At 71.6% G+C, this 17,986-nt stretch carries 17 protein-coding genes; 7 read left to right on the forward strand and 10 right to left on the reverse strand.

All coding sequences use genetic code 11. From position 1 onward, the window contains the following. Positions 1-103 precede the first annotated feature (103 nt). The 4 genes from IE262_RS31405 to IE262_RS31420 form a co-directional block, all read right to left on the reverse strand. Positions 104-802, reverse strand: coding sequence for a DUF4328 domain-containing protein (locus IE262_RS31405; RefSeq protein ID WP_189878468.1), 699 nt, complete (start codon positions 800-802; stop codon positions 104-106). A gap of 47 nt (positions 803-849) precedes the next feature. After that, the gene (locus IE262_RS31410) at positions 850-1,839 is read right to left on the reverse strand and encodes a CPBP family intramembrane glutamic endopeptidase (RefSeq protein ID WP_308432819.1); all 990 of its coding nucleotides are present in this window, start codon (positions 1,837-1,839) and stop codon (positions 850-852) included. 124 nt (positions 1,840-1,963) lie between these two features. Next, positions 1,964-2,623: a response regulator transcription factor gene (locus IE262_RS31415; RefSeq protein WP_189878604.1), complete on the reverse strand. Its 660-nt coding sequence runs from the start codon at positions 2,621-2,623 to the stop codon at positions 1,964-1,966. Position 2,624: 1 nt separating this feature from the next. Beyond that, positions 2,625-3,920, reverse strand: a complete 1,296-nt coding sequence (locus tag IE262_RS31420) for a sensor histidine kinase (RefSeq protein WP_373305194.1) — start codon at positions 3,918-3,920, stop codon at positions 2,625-2,627. A gap of 194 nt (positions 3,921-4,114) precedes the next feature. Here IE262_RS31420 and IE262_RS31425 point away from each other — a divergent pair, with 194 nt between their 5' ends. Both IE262_RS31425 and IE262_RS31430 read left to right on the forward strand, forming a co-directional pair. Further along, the gene (locus IE262_RS31425) at positions 4,115-4,393 is read left to right on the forward strand and encodes a hypothetical protein (protein ID WP_189878474.1); all 279 of its coding nucleotides are present in this window, start codon (positions 4,115-4,117) and stop codon (positions 4,391-4,393) included. Continuing rightward, a complete protein-coding gene (locus tag IE262_RS31430) occupies positions 4,390-5,187 on the forward strand; it encodes an ABC transporter ATP-binding protein (protein WP_229877640.1) in 798 nt (265 codons plus the stop codon). The genes IE262_RS31425 and IE262_RS31430 overlap by 4 nt, the downstream gene beginning before the upstream one ends. 86 nt (positions 5,188-5,273) lie before the next feature. Here the strand turns inward: IE262_RS31430 and IE262_RS31435 are convergent, their stop codons facing one another. Then, a complete protein-coding gene (locus tag IE262_RS31435) occupies positions 5,274-7,043 on the reverse strand; it encodes a lysyl oxidase family protein (protein ID WP_229877641.1) in 1,770 nt (589 codons plus the stop codon). Positions 7,044-7,412: 369 nt separating this feature from the next. On the opposite strand from IE262_RS31435, the gene IE262_RS31440 reads away from it, so the two are divergent. Then, positions 7,413-8,348 (forward strand): SCO2400 family protein, encoded by a 936-nt coding sequence (locus IE262_RS31440; RefSeq protein ID WP_189878478.1) that lies wholly within the window; start codon positions 7,413-7,415, stop codon positions 8,346-8,348. Between the two features lie 27 nt (positions 8,349-8,375). Here IE262_RS31440 and IE262_RS31445 read toward each other — a convergent pair whose 3' ends face one another. The 5 genes from IE262_RS31445 to IE262_RS31465 form a co-directional block, all read right to left on the reverse strand. After that, the gene (locus IE262_RS31445) at positions 8,376-9,668 is read right to left on the reverse strand and encodes a serine hydrolase domain-containing protein (protein WP_189878480.1); all 1,293 of its coding nucleotides are present in this window, start codon (positions 9,666-9,668) and stop codon (positions 8,376-8,378) included. A gap of 137 nt (positions 9,669-9,805) precedes the next feature. Then, positions 9,806-10,702: an NAD(P)-dependent oxidoreductase gene (locus tag IE262_RS31450; RefSeq protein ID WP_189878483.1), complete on the reverse strand. Its 897-nt coding sequence runs from the start codon at positions 10,700-10,702 to the stop codon at positions 9,806-9,808. Positions 10,703-10,883: 181 nt separating this feature from the next. Next, positions 10,884-11,084 (reverse strand): hypothetical protein, encoded by a 201-nt coding sequence (locus tag IE262_RS31455; RefSeq protein WP_308432820.1) that lies wholly within the window; start codon positions 11,082-11,084, stop codon positions 10,884-10,886. Further along, complete coding sequence (locus IE262_RS31460; RefSeq protein WP_189878485.1) at positions 11,081-11,437, reverse strand: hypothetical protein; 357 nt, start codon at positions 11,435-11,437, stop codon at positions 11,081-11,083. The genes IE262_RS31455 and IE262_RS31460 overlap by 4 nt, the downstream gene beginning before the upstream one ends. A gap of 110 nt (positions 11,438-11,547) precedes the next feature. Further along, positions 11,548-12,048, reverse strand: coding sequence for an ATP-binding protein (locus IE262_RS31465; RefSeq protein ID WP_189878487.1), 501 nt, complete (start codon positions 12,046-12,048; stop codon positions 11,548-11,550). A 223-nt stretch (positions 12,049-12,271) separates the two neighbouring features. On the opposite strand from IE262_RS31465, the gene IE262_RS31470 reads away from it, so the two are divergent. The 4 genes from IE262_RS31470 (at position 12,272) to IE262_RS31485 (ending at position 17,904) form a co-directional block, all read left to right on the forward strand. Beyond that, a complete protein-coding gene (locus tag IE262_RS31470; RefSeq protein ID WP_189878490.1) occupies positions 12,272-13,126 on the forward strand; it encodes a helix-turn-helix domain-containing protein in 855 nt (284 codons plus the stop codon). Between the two features lie 12 nt (positions 13,127-13,138). Next, a complete protein-coding gene (locus tag IE262_RS31475; RefSeq protein WP_189878492.1) occupies positions 13,139-13,333 on the forward strand; it encodes a DUF397 domain-containing protein in 195 nt (64 codons plus the stop codon). 291 nt (positions 13,334-13,624) lie between these two features. After that, positions 13,625-14,629 carry a LacI family DNA-binding transcriptional regulator gene (locus IE262_RS31480; protein ID WP_189878494.1) on the forward strand — a complete coding sequence of 335 codons (1,005 nt, stop codon included), beginning with the start codon at positions 13,625-13,627 and terminating at the stop codon, positions 14,627-14,629. Positions 14,630-14,727: 98 nt separating this feature from the next. Further along, positions 14,728-17,904, forward strand: a complete 3,177-nt coding sequence (locus IE262_RS31485; RefSeq protein ID WP_189878496.1) for a beta-N-acetylglucosaminidase domain-containing protein — start codon at positions 14,728-14,730, stop codon at positions 17,902-17,904. Positions 17,905-17,986: the final 82 nt, after the last annotated feature.

A 17,986-nucleotide genomic window follows, 5' to 3' on the forward strand; every position in this document is an offset into this window, starting at 1 on the left:
CTACCCCTCAAGTCCGGTGAAAATTATGACTATACGGACAATTCGCCCGACTGGCCGAGCGTCGGTACGCCCGCCGGCTCCGGAGGCCGGGGCCCGCTCATGCTCATGCCCTGCCGCCCGGTCGCACGTCCTCGCCCAGGCGGTTCTGCTGCGCCTTCGTGACGGTGCGGACGACGAGCGCGCAGGTCACGGCCGCGCCGATGACGGCCGCGTCGGCCGCCAGCAGCAGCCCCACGTCCGAGTAGGCGCGCCCGATGACGTCGTCCGTGTCGTCGGCGTAGATCAGGCCCGCCCCGCCGAGCATCCCGGCCAGCCACAGTCCCCACCACCAGTTCACGACGCTCGGCAGCCGCTCGCCGGGGGCGCTCGCCCGGTGGATGTCCACGACGATGCCGCGGGGCACCCACAGGTTCATGACGGGCACGATCCAGCCCAGGTACATCCAGGGCCATATGTAGCGCGGGCGTTCTCCGGAGAAGGCGCGTGCGTTGTCCCGGACGCGCCACAGCCAGTTCAGGAACATGGCCGCGCAGAGCACCGTGACGGCGTCCCCCAGGGAACTGACGATGTGGTACCCGTCCTCCAGCGCGGTCGGCGGGCGGTGCCGGCCGTCGCCCTGGTCCAGCGGCCCGGACGCCGGCATGCCCGCCACGGCGAGTCGTATGTGCCATACGGCTCGGGCCACCCAGGCGACGGCCGCCAGGGCGAGCGCGGCGACGGCGAAGCGGGCGGTGCCGCGGACCGGGCGCGGGGGCGGTGGTGTCGTGCGATCGCTCACCGGGCCCTGCCCTCCTTGTTTCATGTCCATGCCCCTGTAGACGGGGAATCCGCTTCCTCCGGATGCGGCGTTCAGGACATCCGCACATCCACGGGTGCGTCGAGCGCGCCGTCGCCGGACGCCGGCGGGCATCCGAGCCGCCCCCGGGTGGCGACGAGCAGGACGAGGGCCGCCGTGACGGCGCTGAGGAGGAAGGCGTTGGACGTGGCCTCCTTGGACAGCCAGGGGAACATGTCCAGCGAGAGCACGGAGAAGTAGTTGTTGATGCCGCAGTGCAGCAGCATGACCAGCGGCATGCTCCCGCCGGAGCGGTTGAACACCCAGGTCATCACGAAGCTGAAGGCGATCGCGGTGACGACGAACTTCAGCACGTGGAGCCCGGTCACGTCCGGGTAGCCGCCCCACTCGGTCAGGAACAGCGGCAGGTGCCAGACACCCCACAGCGGGCCGACGACGACGGTGGCGGCCAGCGGCCCGTAGCGGTGCTGCAACCGGGGCATGGCGAACTCGCGCCAGCCGGGCTCCTCGGCGAGACCGGTGGTGACCATCTGAAGCAGCAGGCCGGGCAGGAACGCGGCCAGCACCACGGCGGGCGGCATCGCGGGCCCGCGGTCGCCCAGCGCGGACGAGGCGATGATCAGCGCCGCGGGCACCGAGAGCAGGACCACGGCGTACCAGCGCCAGTTGACGCGGAACTTGGTCATCCGCCCGCGCCAGGCCCGCAGTCCGGCGCGCCCCTCGGTGGCCCCCGTTACCAGCAGGGCCGACACGATCGGGCCGAGGTAGGCGCCGGGCAGGACGCCGAAGAGCTGGGTGCTGCCACCGGTCGCGGGGAAGGCGAACTGCCAGACGCCCAGGCCGTTCTCGGACATCACGTACGGTGTCCAGGCCGCCCAGCTCAGCACGAAGGCCAGCGAGAAGAACCAGATCACGGGGCTGCGGTGCATGCTGCCCCGCAGGCCGGTGGTGGGGCGGTTCCCGCGGGCCTTGGCGGCCTCGACGGCCGGTCCGGCCTCGGTGGCCGGTCCGTTCTTGACGCTGACGGGTGCTTGGGGGCTCACCGTGATGTCCCTTCGAGGGGGCTGACGTGACGTGTTCAGCACATCAGCCCCAGGTCCGGGGGTCATTGCCGTGCGCGCCCCAGGTGGCGGTACAGCAGGCTGTACCCCGGGGCCCCCGGCGTCGTCAGGCCCGGCGGCGGGCGTCCTCCAGGTACCGCAGGACGGCGGCCACCCGCCGGTCCACCTGGTCGGCCGGCGACAGGTCGAGCTTGGCGAAGATGCTGCGGATGTGCTTGTGCACCGCGCCGTCCGTCACGACGAGCCGCTGCGCGATCGCGCCGTTGCCCAGACCCTCGGCCATCAGCGCGAGGACGTCCCGTTCGCGGGGGCTGAGCCGTTCCAGCCGGATGTCCTGGTGGGAGCGGGTGAAGAGCTGGGCGACGACCTCGGGGTCGATGGCGGTGCCGCCGGACGCCACCCGGTGCAGTGCGTCGAGGAACTCCTCGACCCGCCCGACCCGTTCCTTGAGCAGATAACCCAGGCCGTTCACACCGCCGGTGAGCAGGTCGGTGGCGAAGGACTGTTCGACGTACGCGGACAGCACGAGGACGGCCAGGTCGGGGCGGCGGCGCCGGGCCTCGACCGCCGCGCGGACGCCTTCGTCGGTGTGCGTGGGCGGCATGCGGACGTCGAGGATGGCGACGTCCGGCTTGTGCGCGTCGATGGCGTCGAGGATCCCGTCGGGGGTGCCCGCCGTGGCCACCACGTCGAGGCCCTCGGCGCGCAGCAACAGGGCGAGCCCCTCGCGCAGCAACGGATCGTCCTCGGCTATCACGATGCGCAGGTCACGATCCACAGGGAAGGTCCACTTCAAGGGTTGTCGGGCCGCCGGGCGGGCTGGTCACGCGGAGCGTACCGTCGTGTGCCGCCACACGACGGCGGATCCCGGTGAGCCCGGAGCCGCCGTCCTCTCCCCCAGTGCCCATAGCCTGGGAGGTGCCCCCAGCCCCGCCCCGGCCGTCGTCCTCGATACGGAGGTGCAGCCGGCCGCCGCGGGCGCGGACCGTCACCGCGGCCTGTCCGGCACCGCTGTGCTTGGCGATGTTCGTCAGGGCCTCGGCGACGACGAAGTAGGCGGTGGCCTCGACGGAGGCGGCGCACCGCTCGGGTGCCTCGACATCGGTACGGCAGGGCACCGCACACTCGGCGGCCAGCCCGGACAGCGCGCCGGCCAGTCCCCGGTCGGCGAGGACCGGGGGCAGGATGCTCCGTGAGACGGTGCGCAGTTCGGCCAGCGCCTGTTCGGCGGCGGACTGGGCGCGTTCGAGGAGCTCGTCCGCTCCGGCCGGGTCGCGGGCCACCTGGCGGCGGGCGGCGCCGAGCAGCACGGTGACCGTGACGAGCCGGTTCTGGGTGCCGTCGTGCAGCGAGCGCTCGATACGGCGCAGCTCGGTGGCGTGGGCGTCCAGGGCGGCGGCGCGGGTGGCGGTCAACTCCGCGACGCGCAGGGAGAGATCGGTGTCGGGCCCGGCCGCGAGGAACAGCCGTCCCGGCTGCGCCTGGAGCCGCGCCATGCCGGGGGTGAGGCCGAGGATGATGGCGATCCAGCCCACGCCGAGGAGGGTCGCAGCGAAGGCGTCCGGCCAGGAGGTCGCGGTGCCCAGGCCGATGGACGTGGCGGTCGGGTCCTCGGGCAGGAGCATCCAGAACAGCGGGAAGGCCGTGTCGCGCACGGCGACCACCGGCAGCAGGACACCGAGCAGTCCGAGCAGCAGCCCCAGCGTGGCGTGCCGGACCACCCAGCGCAGTTCCCGCCGGGTGGTGGAGTCGGCGAGGGCGAGCCGCAGCCGTGTGGGCGGAGGGTCCGGGGCGAAGACCTCGGAGCCGTGGCGGGCGAGCCGGGCGCGTTCCCGGCCGGCCAGGGCGTGCAGCGCGCTCAGCGCGGCAGGCACCATCAGCAGCCCCACCCCGACGAGGCTCGTCACGGCGGTGACGCCCAGCCAGACCAGCACGAGCAGCGCGAGCAGGGCCGTGCCGAGTCCGGAGGCGAGCTGCCCGATCGCGCTGCCCGCGGCACTCATGGCCCGTACGGCCATGTCCTTGAGGCCCGCACCCCACTCGTCGGCCGCGTTGTCCTGCATGGCCATGCGGCCTCCCTCCCTTGTTGGCGAACGACCTTACGCAGCACACGAGTTCAACGTGAGCCCGAGAGCCGCGAAGTACAGCCTGCTGTACCCCGAACCGGGCGGACTGCGGGATCGGCCGGAAGGGGCCCCGATCCATAGCGTCGGTGACGACAGCCGACAAGGAACGCACGGAGCAGAGGAAGCCCGCCATGACGAGCGCCCACACGGACCCCTACCGCCTCACCGCCACCGACGACTCGCCCGGCACGCAGTCGCCCGGCACACAGTCGCCGGGCACACAGTCGCCCGCCGTCTCCCGCGGCGACGTCGTCCGTACGCTGCTCTGGACCGTGCTGGTGATCAGCGCGGCCGTCAACCTGATGGCCTCGTACGCCGCCGCCGGCATCTGGCTGAACCTGGCCAGCGGCCTGGTCACCCTGCTCAGCGCCGGCACCCTCGTCGCGCGCAAGCTGCGGGGACGCCGATGAGCACGCCCGTCGCGACAGCCACCGCCCGCAAGGCGCCCGCCATCGCGCTGGCGCACCTGAGCAAGACGTATCCGGGCGACGTCCGCGCCCTCGACGACGTGTCGCTGACCGTGGAGCCCGGCACGTTCCTCGCCGTGATGGGCCCCTCGGGCTCCGGCAAGAGCACGCTGATGCACTGCGCCGCCGGACTCGACTCCCCGACCTCCGGCAGCATCCGTATCGACGGCCACGAGGTCGCCGGCCTGAACGAGACCCGCCGTACCGAACTGCGCCGGGAACGCGTCGGGTTCGTGTTCCAGGCGTACAACCTGATCCCCTCCCTCTCCATCGAGGACAACATCACCCTGCCGTTGCGCCTGGCCGGCCGCCGCCCCGACCGGGACTGGGTGCGCACACTGGTCGAGCGGGTCGGGCTGGCCGGCCGGCTCGCCCACCGCCCGGCGGAACTCTCCGGCGGCCAGCAGCAACGGGCCGCCTTGGTACGGGCGTTGGCGGCGAAGCCGGCCGTCGTGTTCGCGGACGAGCCGACCGGCGATCCGGGTCATGATGCGGCGGGAGGCCGCCGTGATCGCCGCCGCCGCGCTCACCACGGGCCTGCTGCTGTCCGCCGTCCCGCTCGCGCTGCTCGGACAGGGCTTCCTCGGCCGCCCCTGGCCCGAGGGCCCCGTCTGGCTCCTGCCCGCCCTCGCGGCCACGGTCGCCGTGACGGCCTTCCTCACCATCGACCTGCCCACCCGCCAGGCCCTGCGCACACCACCGGCGGACGCCCTCCGCGCACCGTGACCGCGTCCTGACAGCGCCCGCTCAAGAGGAAACCCCCAGGTCGCCGACCTGGGGGTTCCTGCCTTCCTGCTGTACGACGCTGGACCGACGGTGAGGACTACGGCGCGTCGATCAGATCGTGCGGCGGGACCTGCACCGTGCGGGCGCCCGGCTCACCGCCCAGGACGACCTTGCGGAGCGCGACGTTGTTGTCCAGGTTGGTCTCCTGGAGCCGCTTCTCCGGGTTGGCGATCACCTGGATGTAGTAGGTGCCGTTCGGCAGGTCGGTGATGTCGAAGGACTGACCGGGACGGTACTGGGTGTACGTGTCGCCGGAGCCGACGTCGAGGACCTCGCGCACGGAGATCGAGTTCTGCTGACCGCAGGCGGTCGACAGGTCGGTGTTGTACGGGTGCCAGTTGGCGTTCTCCACCGTGTAGTCGATGGCGTCGGTGTTGGCCAGGCAGAACGCCTCCTTGCCGCTGCGCACCTCCTTCGTCTGGTCCTCGCTCAGCAGCCGGTAACTGGCGAAGTCCGTGAAGTGCCAGTGCTCGTGCCCCTTGCGCGCGTCCCACTCCATGGTGCCGCTGGGCGTGTACCCGACCTGCTTGCCGTCGGCGTCGTAGAAGTACTGGTACGAGTCCATCAGGTCCTTGCCGGGGCTGCGGAAGCCGTCCACGACGAGGGGCGCGGGGCCCGCGTTCCAGACGTTGGCGCTGAAGGCGAGGTAGTCCTTGCCCGGTACGTCGCCGTCCTCGCCGTCCGTGATGGCGATGTCCCAGGCGGGCAGGGAACGCAGGTCCGGCTTGGGCACGTCCGCCGGGACGCCCGCCCGGCCGGTGGGCCGCTTGGCGTTGGGCTGGAGCGCGGGCGCGATGCGCGAGCCGTCGGTGTGGCCGCGCCCGTCGCCCAGGTGGGTCGCCGTGCCGCGGTCCTCCAGCGCGTGCGACAGGGCACCCGGGGTGGGGGCGTCGGCGCCGCGCGGGCCGTAGTGGTGGGCGCCGCCGGCGGCGGCCTTGGCGGAGGGCGCGCCCTGAGCGGCTCCGTGGCCGCTGCCCTGGCCGCCGCCGTGGCCGGCTCCGTGGGCGGAGGACCGCGAGGAGGAGGCCCGGCCCGCGCCACCGCCGCCGTCCTCGTCGTACTCCCGCACCGTCACCTTGATGGTCGGCCGGTCGTCGGGGATGCCGAACAGCTCGCGGTACTTCTCGGCCACCGAGACCTTGGCCGTGTACTCGCCCGCCGGCAGGTCCACCGGCTTGTCGTAGTCGACCGTGCTGGTGTTCGACGCCCAGCCCTGCTCGACGCCCCACACCGAGCCCAGCGTCCACGGGTTGGTGGAGCAGCTCTCCGGGTAGTGCGCGGTCGCCGGGGCGTCCGGACGTATCCGCCCGGCGGCGTTGTTCGGGCAGTAGGTGCCGTCGGTCTTCGCCACCACCTCGCCGGCCGCGTTCTCGATCGTCACGTCGAGGAAGCCGGACAGACCGGAGAAGTCCGTCACCATCCCCTCGGGCAGCTCCCGTGTCCTCGTGGTGGTGCCGTCGCGGAGGATCTGCCGGGCGACGACGGGGTCCTTGTACGACTCCCGGGTCACCCTGAACTCGAACGGCGCGTCGTCGACCGTGAGATACGTGCCGAGGTCCAGGTAGACCCCGCCATCCCACTCGTACCGGTCGAGGGTCACGGAGTTCGACGCGGCTATCAGCTTGAGCCTGGGCTCCCCGGGCGCGCCCGCCGGATCCGCCCCGGCTCCGGGAGCGGCCCCGGCGCCGGCGACGACGACGGTGAGCGCGGCTCCGGTGGCGAACGCCGTCCGCCGTAAGCGACCGCGGCCGCGGTTGCCGCTGCCGTTACCGCTGCTGCCGCCGCTGTGCTGTTCCTGTCTGGTCATCGGTTCCTCGTCTGCGAGTGCCATGGTCAGTGGCATCGGACTGGACAGCCCACGAGCTGTGAGCGACCTGTGAGAGGGGTGAAAAGAGGGACGGGGTTGCCTGGTGAGACGAAAAAACAGGGGTAGGCAGGCCCGCACCCACAGGCGGGACGCCCCGGAACGTCCCCTTCATCCGCCCTTCGACGAACGGCACATGGCCGAAAGCCACGCGACGGGCCGGAGAATCCGTGCAGGAGTGTCACACCGCCTGCACACACACTTTCGAATGGCTCGTTAGTGTGGTTGGCCGCTCGATACCACGTGCGACCGTGACCAGACCAGGCCACAGCCCGGCTGGGTCGACGGCCTGTCAACCCGGGAAGACCACAGATGGACTACTGCTCCTCGTGTCGTCGACACCTCAACAGCGCCCTGGTGTGCCCCGGGTGCGGTGCCTACGCACCGGACATCGCCCCGGTCACCGACGGCGGTCGTACCGTGTCCGCCCTGCCCGCCGCGGCGGCGGCTGACGACGCGGCGAACGCGGTGCCGTCGTGGGAGCGCACGGCATCGGACACGTGGCAGGACACCCACCCGCAGGGCGGGGCAGCGCTCGGCGCCGGCCTGGCCGATGCCCCGGCGACCGACCCGTACGGCGACTTCGAGAGCACCGGCGAAGGGGCACCTCCCGCACCGCAGGGGCGGGCGGCACGGCGGCGCGAGCGGGCCGCCTGGAAGAAGAACAAGCGCCGCGCCGTGGTCGCGACCACCGTCGCGCTCATCGGAGGCGGCCTGACCCTCTCGTCGATGGAGCGGAACTCGGGCGACCGGGCCCAGGCGGCCACCGCGCCGGAACTCCCGCGCACGAACATCGGCGGGGAGGAACCGACGGCGGAGCGCACCGACCCGAAGTCCCAGGGCAGCGACAAGCCCCGCTCCTCGTCCACCCCCTCGCAGTCCGCGGCGACCAACGCCCCGAAGGAGCAGTCCGCCACCCCGGCCCACTCCGCCCCGCAGAGGGTTCAGCCGGACACCGCCACCGCCCCCCGCACGACGCTCCCGCTGGTCCCGAAGCCGAAGCCCAGCTCGCCGTCCTCCGACGGATCGGGCTCCGGCCAGAGCGGTCAGAGCAGCCAGGGCGGTACGGGCACGGACACGCAGACACCCACGCCCGCCCCCTCCGAGGACGCGAACTCGGGCTCGGGCTCGGGGTCCGGGTCGGACTCGGGCTCCGGCTCGAACACGGGCACCACACCGACGAGCCCCGCACCGGAGGCGACGTCACCCGCGAAGCTCTGCCTGCTCGTGATCTGCCTCGGCGGCTGACGGACCTTCCGCGCCCGTGGCTGCCGCTCAGCGGCGGGCGACCCGGTTCACCCAGTTCCCGGGGGAGAAGTCCACGCCGGGCAGCCCTTCCGGAAGCATCCGGGCATCCGCCGTCTGCGGCTCCGACGCGGGCTCGGTGCTCGGGCAGAGCGCACGGATGATGTGCTCGCTGAGGGCTTCGTCGATCGGACTCGGCTCCAGCCCGGTGCCGTCCTCGTTGAGGCGCTGGTACTTCATGAGGTTGAAGCCGAGGGCGATCTGACGCGTGCCGTCGGGGCTGGACAGCGCGATCGTGCCGGCGCCGAAGACCGCGCCGTCGTGACCCCAGAAGCGGCCGCAGCCGGGCAGGTCCTGGGCGTAGATGCCCAGGCCGTAGTCGATACCGCCCGCGGGGACCGTGGTGAGCATCTCGTCGAGGGCCGCACGGCCGATCAGTCCGCCGCCCAGCAGGGTGCGGTAGAAGCGGTTCAGGTCGTCGGTGGTCGACACGATCGCGCCCGCCGTGTTCGCCCAGGACATGTCGTAGACGCTGTAGTCGCGGGGCGGGTCGATCAGGCCGTAGAACGACTCGTACATCCTGGCGTGCGGGCCCTTGATGTACGGGCTGCGCGGGTACGTGGTGTCGCGGAGCCCGGCGCGGTCGATGACGTTGCGGGTGATGTACGTCCCGGCGTCCTGGCCCGTGACCTTCTCCAGGATCAGCCCGGCTATCACGTAGTTGGTGTTGGAGTACGACCACCGCTCGCCGGGCCGTCCGGTAGCCGGCGCCGCCAGGCCGAGGCGCACCAGTTCCTCCGGGGCGATGGAGCGGAAGCGCTCCTCGTCGAGGCTCGCCGTGGAGTTCTGGGCGAGGGAGGGGAAGGCGCCGAGGATGTAGTCGCCGATCCCGCTGGTGTGGTTGAGGAGCATCCGTACGGTGACGTCCTGGCCCCGCTCCCCCGGAACCAGGTCCGGGACGTACGCACCGATCGGCGCGTCGAGCCGGACCTTGCCGCGCTCCACCTGCTGGAGCAGGGCCACGGCGGTGAACGTCTTGCTGATGCTGCCCACGCGGTGCCGCATACCGGGGGCGACCGGCCGCCCCGTGTCCACGTCGGCGAGTCCGGCCGCGCCGGTCCACCGGTCACGGTCCTCACGGACGGACGAGTAGGCGCCGTACATACCGGCCTCGTGGACGGCGCGCAACGTGCTGCGCAGGGCGGCACGATCCAGCGTTCCGGTGTCGGCGGAGGCGGAGGCGGAGGCGGAGGCCGCCGGTAACGCGGTGGTCAGCAGGAGCGTGGTGCCCAGGACGGTTCCGATGATCCGGGTGATACGCAAGGCCGATCCTTCCCTGGTTGTCCGTGGTTGCGGGCATGCCAGGGGTAATTGTCATGGCGCATCGATGCGCCTTACATCCTCCCCACGGAGGATCAGGCCCCCCACCGGTGTACTGACACCACACCAACCCCCCTCCTTCACCGAGCGGTTGACGCCCCCTCGTCGAAGCTCGCGAAGTACGCGGCGGCCATGTCCTCGTCGCCGTGGCCGTGTTCGGCGGCGCGGGCCAGGCGTTCGGCGGTCGCGGCGGCCACGTCGAGGCGTACGCCGTGCTGCTCGCCCGCGGCGACGATCAGCCGGGCGTCCTTGACGGCGGTCGTCACGGCGAAGGAGGCGGGTGAGAGCCGGCCCTCCAGGATCAGCCCGGCCTTGGCCCGCAGGTACCCCATGTCGAGCGGGCCACCGGCGATGGCGTCGAAGAAGCCCTGCGGGTCCACCCCGAGGGCCTGCGCCAGGGCCAGGACCTCGCCGGTCGCACTGGTGGCCGCGAGCACCCAGCTGTTGGCCACCAGTTTCAGCCGGGTGGCGCTGCCCGCCGCGCCGTCCTCCCCGGTCCACACCGTACGGGCGCCGACCGCGTCGAAGACCGGCGTCACCACGTCCCGGCCCTCGACGGGCCCGGCCGCGAGCACGGTCAGCTGTCCGGCCTCCGCGGGCTGCTTGGTCCCGAGAACGGGCGCGTCGTAGAAGACCAGCCGGTGCTCGCCGGCGAACCCGGCCAGCTCGCCGATCGCCTCAAGGCCCGCGGTGGTGCACTGCACCCAGGCGGCACCCGGCCGCAGCGCGTCCCCCGCCTGCTCCATCACATCCAGGGCGGCCGGGCCGTCGTACAGCATGGTCAGCACGACATCGGCGCCCCGCACCGCCTCGGCGGGCGTACCCGCGACGTACACACCCTCGGCCGCCAGCGGCTCGGCCTTGTCGCGACTACGGTTCCACGCGCGCACCCCGAGTCCAGCACGCGCGAGGTTACGGGCCATCGGGGCACCCATGATGCCGGTGCCCAGGACTGCCACGGTGAGGTTGTCGGTCATGACGTACTCCCTGCTTCCTCGCTCGTCTGTCTCGGACCCGGTCGCGCTGTTCGAGACAGACGAGCGTTGCTCACCGAATCCTCGCCCCTCAGCGGCAGGCGAGGCAGTCGACTCGGGAGGGATGTGCCAGTCACAGGAAGGTTCACCTGCATGATGTAGAGCCGTTCGTGCCGGGGAACGATCAGGTAGTTGAAGAAGCCGCCGGGCACATGGGCGAAGCCTCCTTTCGGGCCTTCTCCCTGGTAGTGGTGCCGTCGAGGTAGAAGGCTTCGGCGGCGCGGACCAGTTCGTCGGCCTTCTTCTCGACCTCGGCGAGGAATGCCGGAGGGGCGCCACCTGCGACGTGCTGTTCGTCCGGGTCGTACTCCCACTGCCACGTCACAGAGTCACCGCCCGCTGGGCCTCCGCTTCGACGGCGGTCAGTTCGTCCATGCCCGACCGGAATGCGGGGTCGTCCTTGCTGCCCGTGCCGTTTACCGCAGCAAGCGCGGTGCGGTAGCGAGCGGACAGGTCGGGGCGGCGTTCGATCTCGACCTGTGCATGCCAGTATGTGAGCCAGTGCTGGAGGTGACCGATCTTGCCGTCTGCGATAGCGGCTGCGAGCGCCTGCTCCTTGTGTCGCTCCATCTCGCCCAGCCGATGGGGAGCGATGCGCGCGAGGGCGACACGGACGGCGTCGGGGGTTCGCTCCGGCTGGGGGATCAGCTCCTGTCCGTGATCAGGCTGAGTGGTCACGCGAGGCTCCTTCGGTCTGCACTCCTTGCCGACCACCGTAGCGGCGACGGCAGACAACGGCGCCGGGCCCACCGCCCGACCTTCACCGAGGGCGGGCACCACGCGACCTCCTACTGACACCGGGCTCCCACCCCACCCACCTCGAACCACATCAGCTTGCCCGCGCTCCGCCCGATCCGGTCCCCTCCGAGCGGCCACCCGCCCCAGGCGTCCGCGCACTGCCGCACGAGCAGCAGCCCGCGCCCGCGAGTGGCGTCGTTCGGGGGTGGTGCGGGTGGCGGCGCACCCATGGCCGGGGGCCCGTCGAAGGGTGGCGGGATGTACGGGTTGGTGTCCCACACGAACACCCTGAGCCGCCCTTCCCCGAGCGCGCGGAGGCACAGGGACGCGGGACCTTTGGCGTGCCGGTACGCGTTGGTGACCAGCTCCGACGTCAACAGCTCGGCGACGTCGAGTAGTTGCTCCATGCCGTGGCTCGTGAGTGCGGCGCGTACGGTCATGCGGGCGACGCGGGCGGAATGGGGGTCGTGAGGCAGGCGGAGGACGTAGCACCACTTCTCGGAAGTGGAGATTTCGGGCAACGAGCAGTCGGGCGGCGATACGGTGACCATGAACACCTCTGGGGAGGAACGGGACTTGGGGACGCTCAACGATGGCGCCGAGCGGTGGCAATGCCTGGCTTGGTGCGCTTCCGGCTTACAAGCGGCGCGAGTTGAGCTTGTAACCTCACCGTAGCGCAGCAGTTGAGATACATCTCTCTATGCCAGGAGATGCATCAGCAATTACCTCGTGTGAGGGACACGAGAGCCGCGCTGCGGCCCGAAAGGAGACGTCTTGCCGTCGAATAACAATCCCAACCTGCGCCAGCGACGGCTGGGCGCTGAGCTGCGCAAACTTCGCGAGCGAACCGGGTTCAACGTCACCCAGGCCGCCGCTCACCTGGGCGTCAACCAGGGTCGCGTCAGCATGATCGAAACAGGACGCACGCCTCTCAGCGCCGACCGGGTGCGCGCGATCGCATCCGCCTACGAGTGCTCCGACGAGTCACTCATCGACGCACTGGCCGCGATGACAGGACGACGCACGCGGGGCTGGTGGGAGGAGTACCGCGAGCACCTGCCCGCAGCCCTGGTCGATCTCGCCGAACTCGAACACCACGCCACCGGGCTGCGCGCAGCGCTCATCGTCCACGTCCCGGCCCTGTTGCAGACGACAGACCACGCACGAGCACTCTTCAGGCAAGTCGCACCGCCCATGCGGCAGTACGAGATCGAGCACCGCCTCACGCACCGCATCAAACGGCAGGGCGTGCTGCACCGGGAGAACCCACCCTCGTACACGGCCACCATCCACGAGGCCGCGCTTCGCATGGGATTCGGCGGCCCGTCCGTGGCCCGTGCCCAGCTCCAGCACCTCCTTGAGATGAGCGAACTGGCCCACGTCACAGTCAGAGTGATCCCCTTCGGCGCGGAACACTTCCCCACCACGGGTCAGTCCATCGACTACATCCAGGGCCCCGTACCGGAGCTCGACACCGTCCAGTTGGACACGCATCACAGGGCCTGCGAATTTCTCGACGCAGAAGCACAGTTGAGTAAGTACCGTTCGGTGCTCGACCGCATGGAGTCGAGCGCGCTCAGCCCCGCAAAGTCACGCGACTTCATCCACCGACTCACCCAAGACATCTGAGAGAGCCGAATCGTGCACAGCCTCCACTGGCAGAAGTCCACCTACAGCGGCGACGGATCGAACTGCGTCCACCTGGCCACCAGCGCCGGAGGCGCCATCCACCTCCGCGAGAGCGACGAACCCGACACCATCCTCACCACGACCACGGCCCCCCTCCACGCCCTCATACGCACCCTGAAGACACCCCCACCGGAAGGCGTCCGCTGAGGAAACGAGCAATTGGCAGGTTTCGGCCACCCGGCCACTCCGCGCAGCCCGACTCCAAGGGTCACGCGACCGTGCCCCATGGCCAAAACCTGCCGATCACAGCGCGCCCGCCCAGCGCCAACGGCTCCGGCGGCGGGTCGCACTCCGCCGCCGGAGCCGGTCCCCTTTCCCCGGGGGTCTGTGGCCAAGACGCAGGCTTGAAGCGATTTAAGTGCTGATACCATCGACCCGGTTTCACGAGCGTGTCAAGGCTCACGCAGGAAAAGTCCGGGGGAGAGAGCCGGAGGACCAGTGTCCGAGAAAGCAGCCCGCCCCCGCCTGGAAGACGTCGCCGCCCGCGTGGGCCTGTCCACCGCGTCCGTCTCCCTCGTTCTGCGCGGCGTGCCCGGCCCCAGCGAGCGCACCCGGCAGCGGGTGCTGAAGGCGGCCGCGGAGCTCGGCTACCAGCCCGACCGCAACGCCAGCATGCTGGCCCGCCGACGCAGCCGTCTGCTCGGCGTGATGGTCGACATCCACAGCCCGTTCCACGCCGAGCTGGTCGAACACCTCCACACGGCCGCCGAGCAGGTCGGCTACGACCTCGTCCTGAGCACCCAGACCCGTACCCGCGACGAGACCACCGCCGTAGAAACCCTCCTCGCCTTCCGCAGCGAGGCGCTGATCCTGCTCGGCCCGGTCGCCCCGGCCGCCACGCTCACGGCCCTCCACCAGAAGGCGCCGGTCGTCTCGGTCGGCCGCCGCATCCCCGACGCGGAGCTGGACGTCGTACGCACGGCCGACGACGACGGGGTCGGCCAGATCGTCGACCACCTGACCGGGCTCGGCCACCGCTCGATCGCGTACGTCGACGGCGGCAAGGGCGTCATCGCCACCGACCGGCGCCGCGGCTACCGCGAGGCCATGCGCCGCCACGGCCTGGACGACCACATCCGCGTCCTGCACGGCGACCACACGGAGGAGGCGGGCGAGCGGGCCGCCGGCCGGCTCCTGAGCGGCAGCGGACTGCCCACCGCCGTCGTCGCGTTCAACGACCAGTGCGCCATCGGCGTCCTCACCGCCCTCGGCCGGGCGGGGGTCCCCGTCCCCGGCGCGGTGTCCGTCGCCGGGTACGACGACGACGCGCTCTCCCGCCTCAGCTGCTTCAACCTGACGACGGTCAGCCAGAGCGCCGAGGAACAGGCCCACCACGCGGTCACGGCCGCACTGGAACGCCTCGACGAGGGCCGCACGGAACCCCGCGAGATCGTCCTCCCGCCCCAGCTGGTGGTACGCGGCACGACGGCGCCGGTCGCCTGACCGTAGGCCCCACGCTCCAACAACCCTTTGCCGCACTGCGGTTACCCGCCGCTCGCGGTCTTGCGTGCGGTGAATGCTTCAACCAGCATTCCCCCCCGATGGATAAAACATTGAACCGGAGACCGGCACTCAAGCCGGTACTGGTCGGCCTCCTGGCCGCCCTGGCTCTCTGTGCGCCGGGCTTCGCCCCGGCCCCCGCCGTGGCGGCGGACGACCGCAGCGCCACCGCACCCGTCAGCGCCACGGAACCCGTCAGCGCCACGGAACCCGTCCCCGAAGTGTGGCCCACTCCCCAGCAGGTGCGGCCGGGTCACGGTTTCCTTCCCGTCCCCCGGCGTGTCGTCGAGGTCGTCGGCCGCGACACCGACCCGTCCGCGCGCAGGCTCGTCGAGAAGACCCTCCGCGCCGCCGGCGCCCGCACCATCACCACCGTCACGGCGGGCGACCCCGTACCCCCCGCCGCCCTCACCGTCTACGTCGGCGGTCCGGGCGAGAACCCGGCAACCGCCAAGGTGCTGTCCCGGCTGGGGGCGACGTCGCCCAACGGGCTCCCCTCCGGCGGCTACGCCCTCGCCGCCGGCCGGGGCCGGGTCGCCCTGTCCGGCGTCGACACCACGGGCACGTACTACGCGGCCCAGACCCTGCGGCAGCTGGTCACCGGCCGCCGCTCCGTCCCCGCCACCACGGTCCGCGACTGGCCCGAGACCCCGCTCCGCGGCGTGATCGAGGGCTTCTACGGCGCCCCCTGGTCCCACCAGGACCGCCTGTCCCAGCTCGACTTCTACGGCCGTACCAAGCAGAACGTGTACGTCTACTCCCCCAAGGACGACCCGTACCTGCGCGCGAACTGGCGCGACGAGTACCCCGCCGACCAACTCGCCCGCCTGAAGCAGCTCGTGGACCGCGCGGCGGAGAACCACGTCCGGTTCACGTACGCCCTCTCGCCCGGCCTGTCGGTCTGCTACTCCTCGGCGAGCGACCGCGCGGCCCTGGTCGCCAAGTTCGAGTCGCTGTACGCGATCGGCGTGCGCTCCTTCGCCGTCCCGCTGGACGACATCAGCTACACCACCTGGAACTGCCCGCAGGACCAGGTGGAGTACGGCACCGGAGGCGGAGCGGCGGGCACGGCCCAGGCGGCGCTGCTGAACTCCGTGGTGAAGGACTTCGTCGACGCGCACGGCGACGTCCAGCCGCTGGAGATGGTGCCGACCGAGTACTCCGACCTCGCCGACTCCCCGTACAAGACGGCCCTGCGCGAGAAGCTCGACCGCTCGGTGGTCGTGGAGTGGACCGGCGTAGGAGTCATCGCCCCGACGATCAGTACCGAAGAGGCCCGGCAGGCCCGCGAGGTCTTCGGGCACCCGATCCTCATCTGGGACAACTACCCGGTCAACGACTACACCACCAGCCGTCTCCTCCTCGGCCCCTACACGGGCCGTGAGCCGGGCGTGACGGCCGAGGTCACCGGCATCACCGCCAACCCGATGGTCCAGGCCGAGGCCAGCAAGCTCGCCCTGTTCACCTCGGCCGACTACGCCTGGAACCCGGAGGCGTACGACCCGAGGGCCGCCTTCCTCGCCTCGGTCAGGGACCTCGGCGGCCCGGCCGCCGCGGCACCCCTGCGGATCTTCGCCGAGAACAGCTACTCCTCGCTTCTCGACACCACCGAGTCCCCCACCCTCAGACCGCTCATCGCCGCCTTCACGACGGCGTACGAGAACGGAAGCGGGCAGGCGACGAAGGGCGCGGCCCGCAGGCTCTCCGCCTACTTCGCCTCCATGGCCGACGTCCCCGCCGACCTGCGCGCCCGCCTCGACAACCCGGGGTTCCTGACGGAGACCTCGGCGTGGCTGGACAAGCTCGGCGCGTACGGCGACGCCGGCGGCACAGCCGTCAAGCTGATGCTCGCCCAGGCCAACGGCGACGACACGGCCGTATCGACGTACTACGACCAACTCCAGGAGCAGAGGAAGGAGTTGGACGCCGTACCGCAGCAGATCGCCCCCGGTGTCATGGACCGCTTCCTGTTCGACGCCACGCTGCGGGCCGCGCCCGATCCCGGCCCGGACGCCTCGTTCGCGCCGTCGTCGCTGACGCTGGCGCCGGGAGCGAGCGACAAGGTCACGCTCACGGTGGCGGACAACCGCTCCACGGCGGAGAAGACAGTGCACTGGACGCTCGACGTCCCCCAGGGCCTGACCGTCTCCCCGTCCTCCGGCACGCTCACCGTCCCGGCGGGCGGCAAGGCCACGGCGACGGTGACCTTCACGGCGGGCCCCGGAGCGGACGACGGAGTCCGGTCCGTCGTCGTGGCGGGTGACGGGCTCGTCAGTCGCGCGATCCCGGTCCGCGTCACGGACGGCAAGGGCAGCGACCGCGCGCTCACCGCCAACTTCAGCGGCGCGTCGGTCAGTTCGGTGGACCTGGAGTCCGGTACGGCGACGGAGATCCCGGTCGGGAAGAACCCCGGCGAGGTCGTCGTCAGCGCGGACGGGCGGACCGCGTACGCGGCCAACCAGGGCTCCGACACGGTGAGCGTCATCGATGTGGTCTCGGGCGAGGTCACGCGGACGGTGGCCGTCGGCGACGTACCGGCGGGTCTCGCCCTCACCCCCGACGGCAGGACCCTCTGGGTCGCCGACTACGCCGACGACGCGGTCCAGCCCATCGACCTCACGACGGGCACGGCGGGCGCGAGGATCGCGGTCGGCGACGGCCCGGAGAACATGGCGATCACCCCGGACGGCTCCACCCTCTACGTGGCCAACATCCATGACAGCACGGTGACTCCGGTCGACCTGTCCGGCGCCTCGGCCACGGCGGGCAGGGCGATCCGGGTGGGCCCGAACCCGTTCGACGTGGTGGCGTCACCCGACGGGCGGACGGTCTACGTGTCGAACTCTGGCGGCTCCGCCTCGTCGACGGTCACTCCGATCGACACCGCCACGAACGACACCCGCCCGACCCTCCTGGTCACCGGCCAGGCGTACGGCCTCGCGCTCTCCCCCGACGGCCGCACGCTGTGGGTCAGCGCGAGCACGGGTGACACGGTCACACCTGTCGACACGGTCACGGGCGCGCCGGGCACACCGGTCACCGTCGGCCGGTCCGCGTTCGACGTCGCCCTCGACTGGAACGGCACGACGGCGTACGTCACGACCGCGGACGCCGGCACGCTCGTACCGGTCACGACGGCGACCGGTGCGGTGGGCACCGCCCTGAAGACGGGCGCGTACCCGCTGGCCGTGGCGGTGACGCCGGTACCGGTCGGCTAGGGCCGGTCGTTTCCGGCTCCCGGAGCCGAAGACCGGGAGCCGGAGGCCGGAGGCCGGGAGCCGGGAGCCGGAGGCCGGGAGC

This window comes from Streptomyces bluensis (genome assembly GCF_014650715.1).
In the GTDB taxonomy this organism is placed as follows: Bacteria; Actinomycetota; Actinomycetes; order Streptomycetales; family Streptomycetaceae; genus Streptomyces; species Streptomyces bluensis.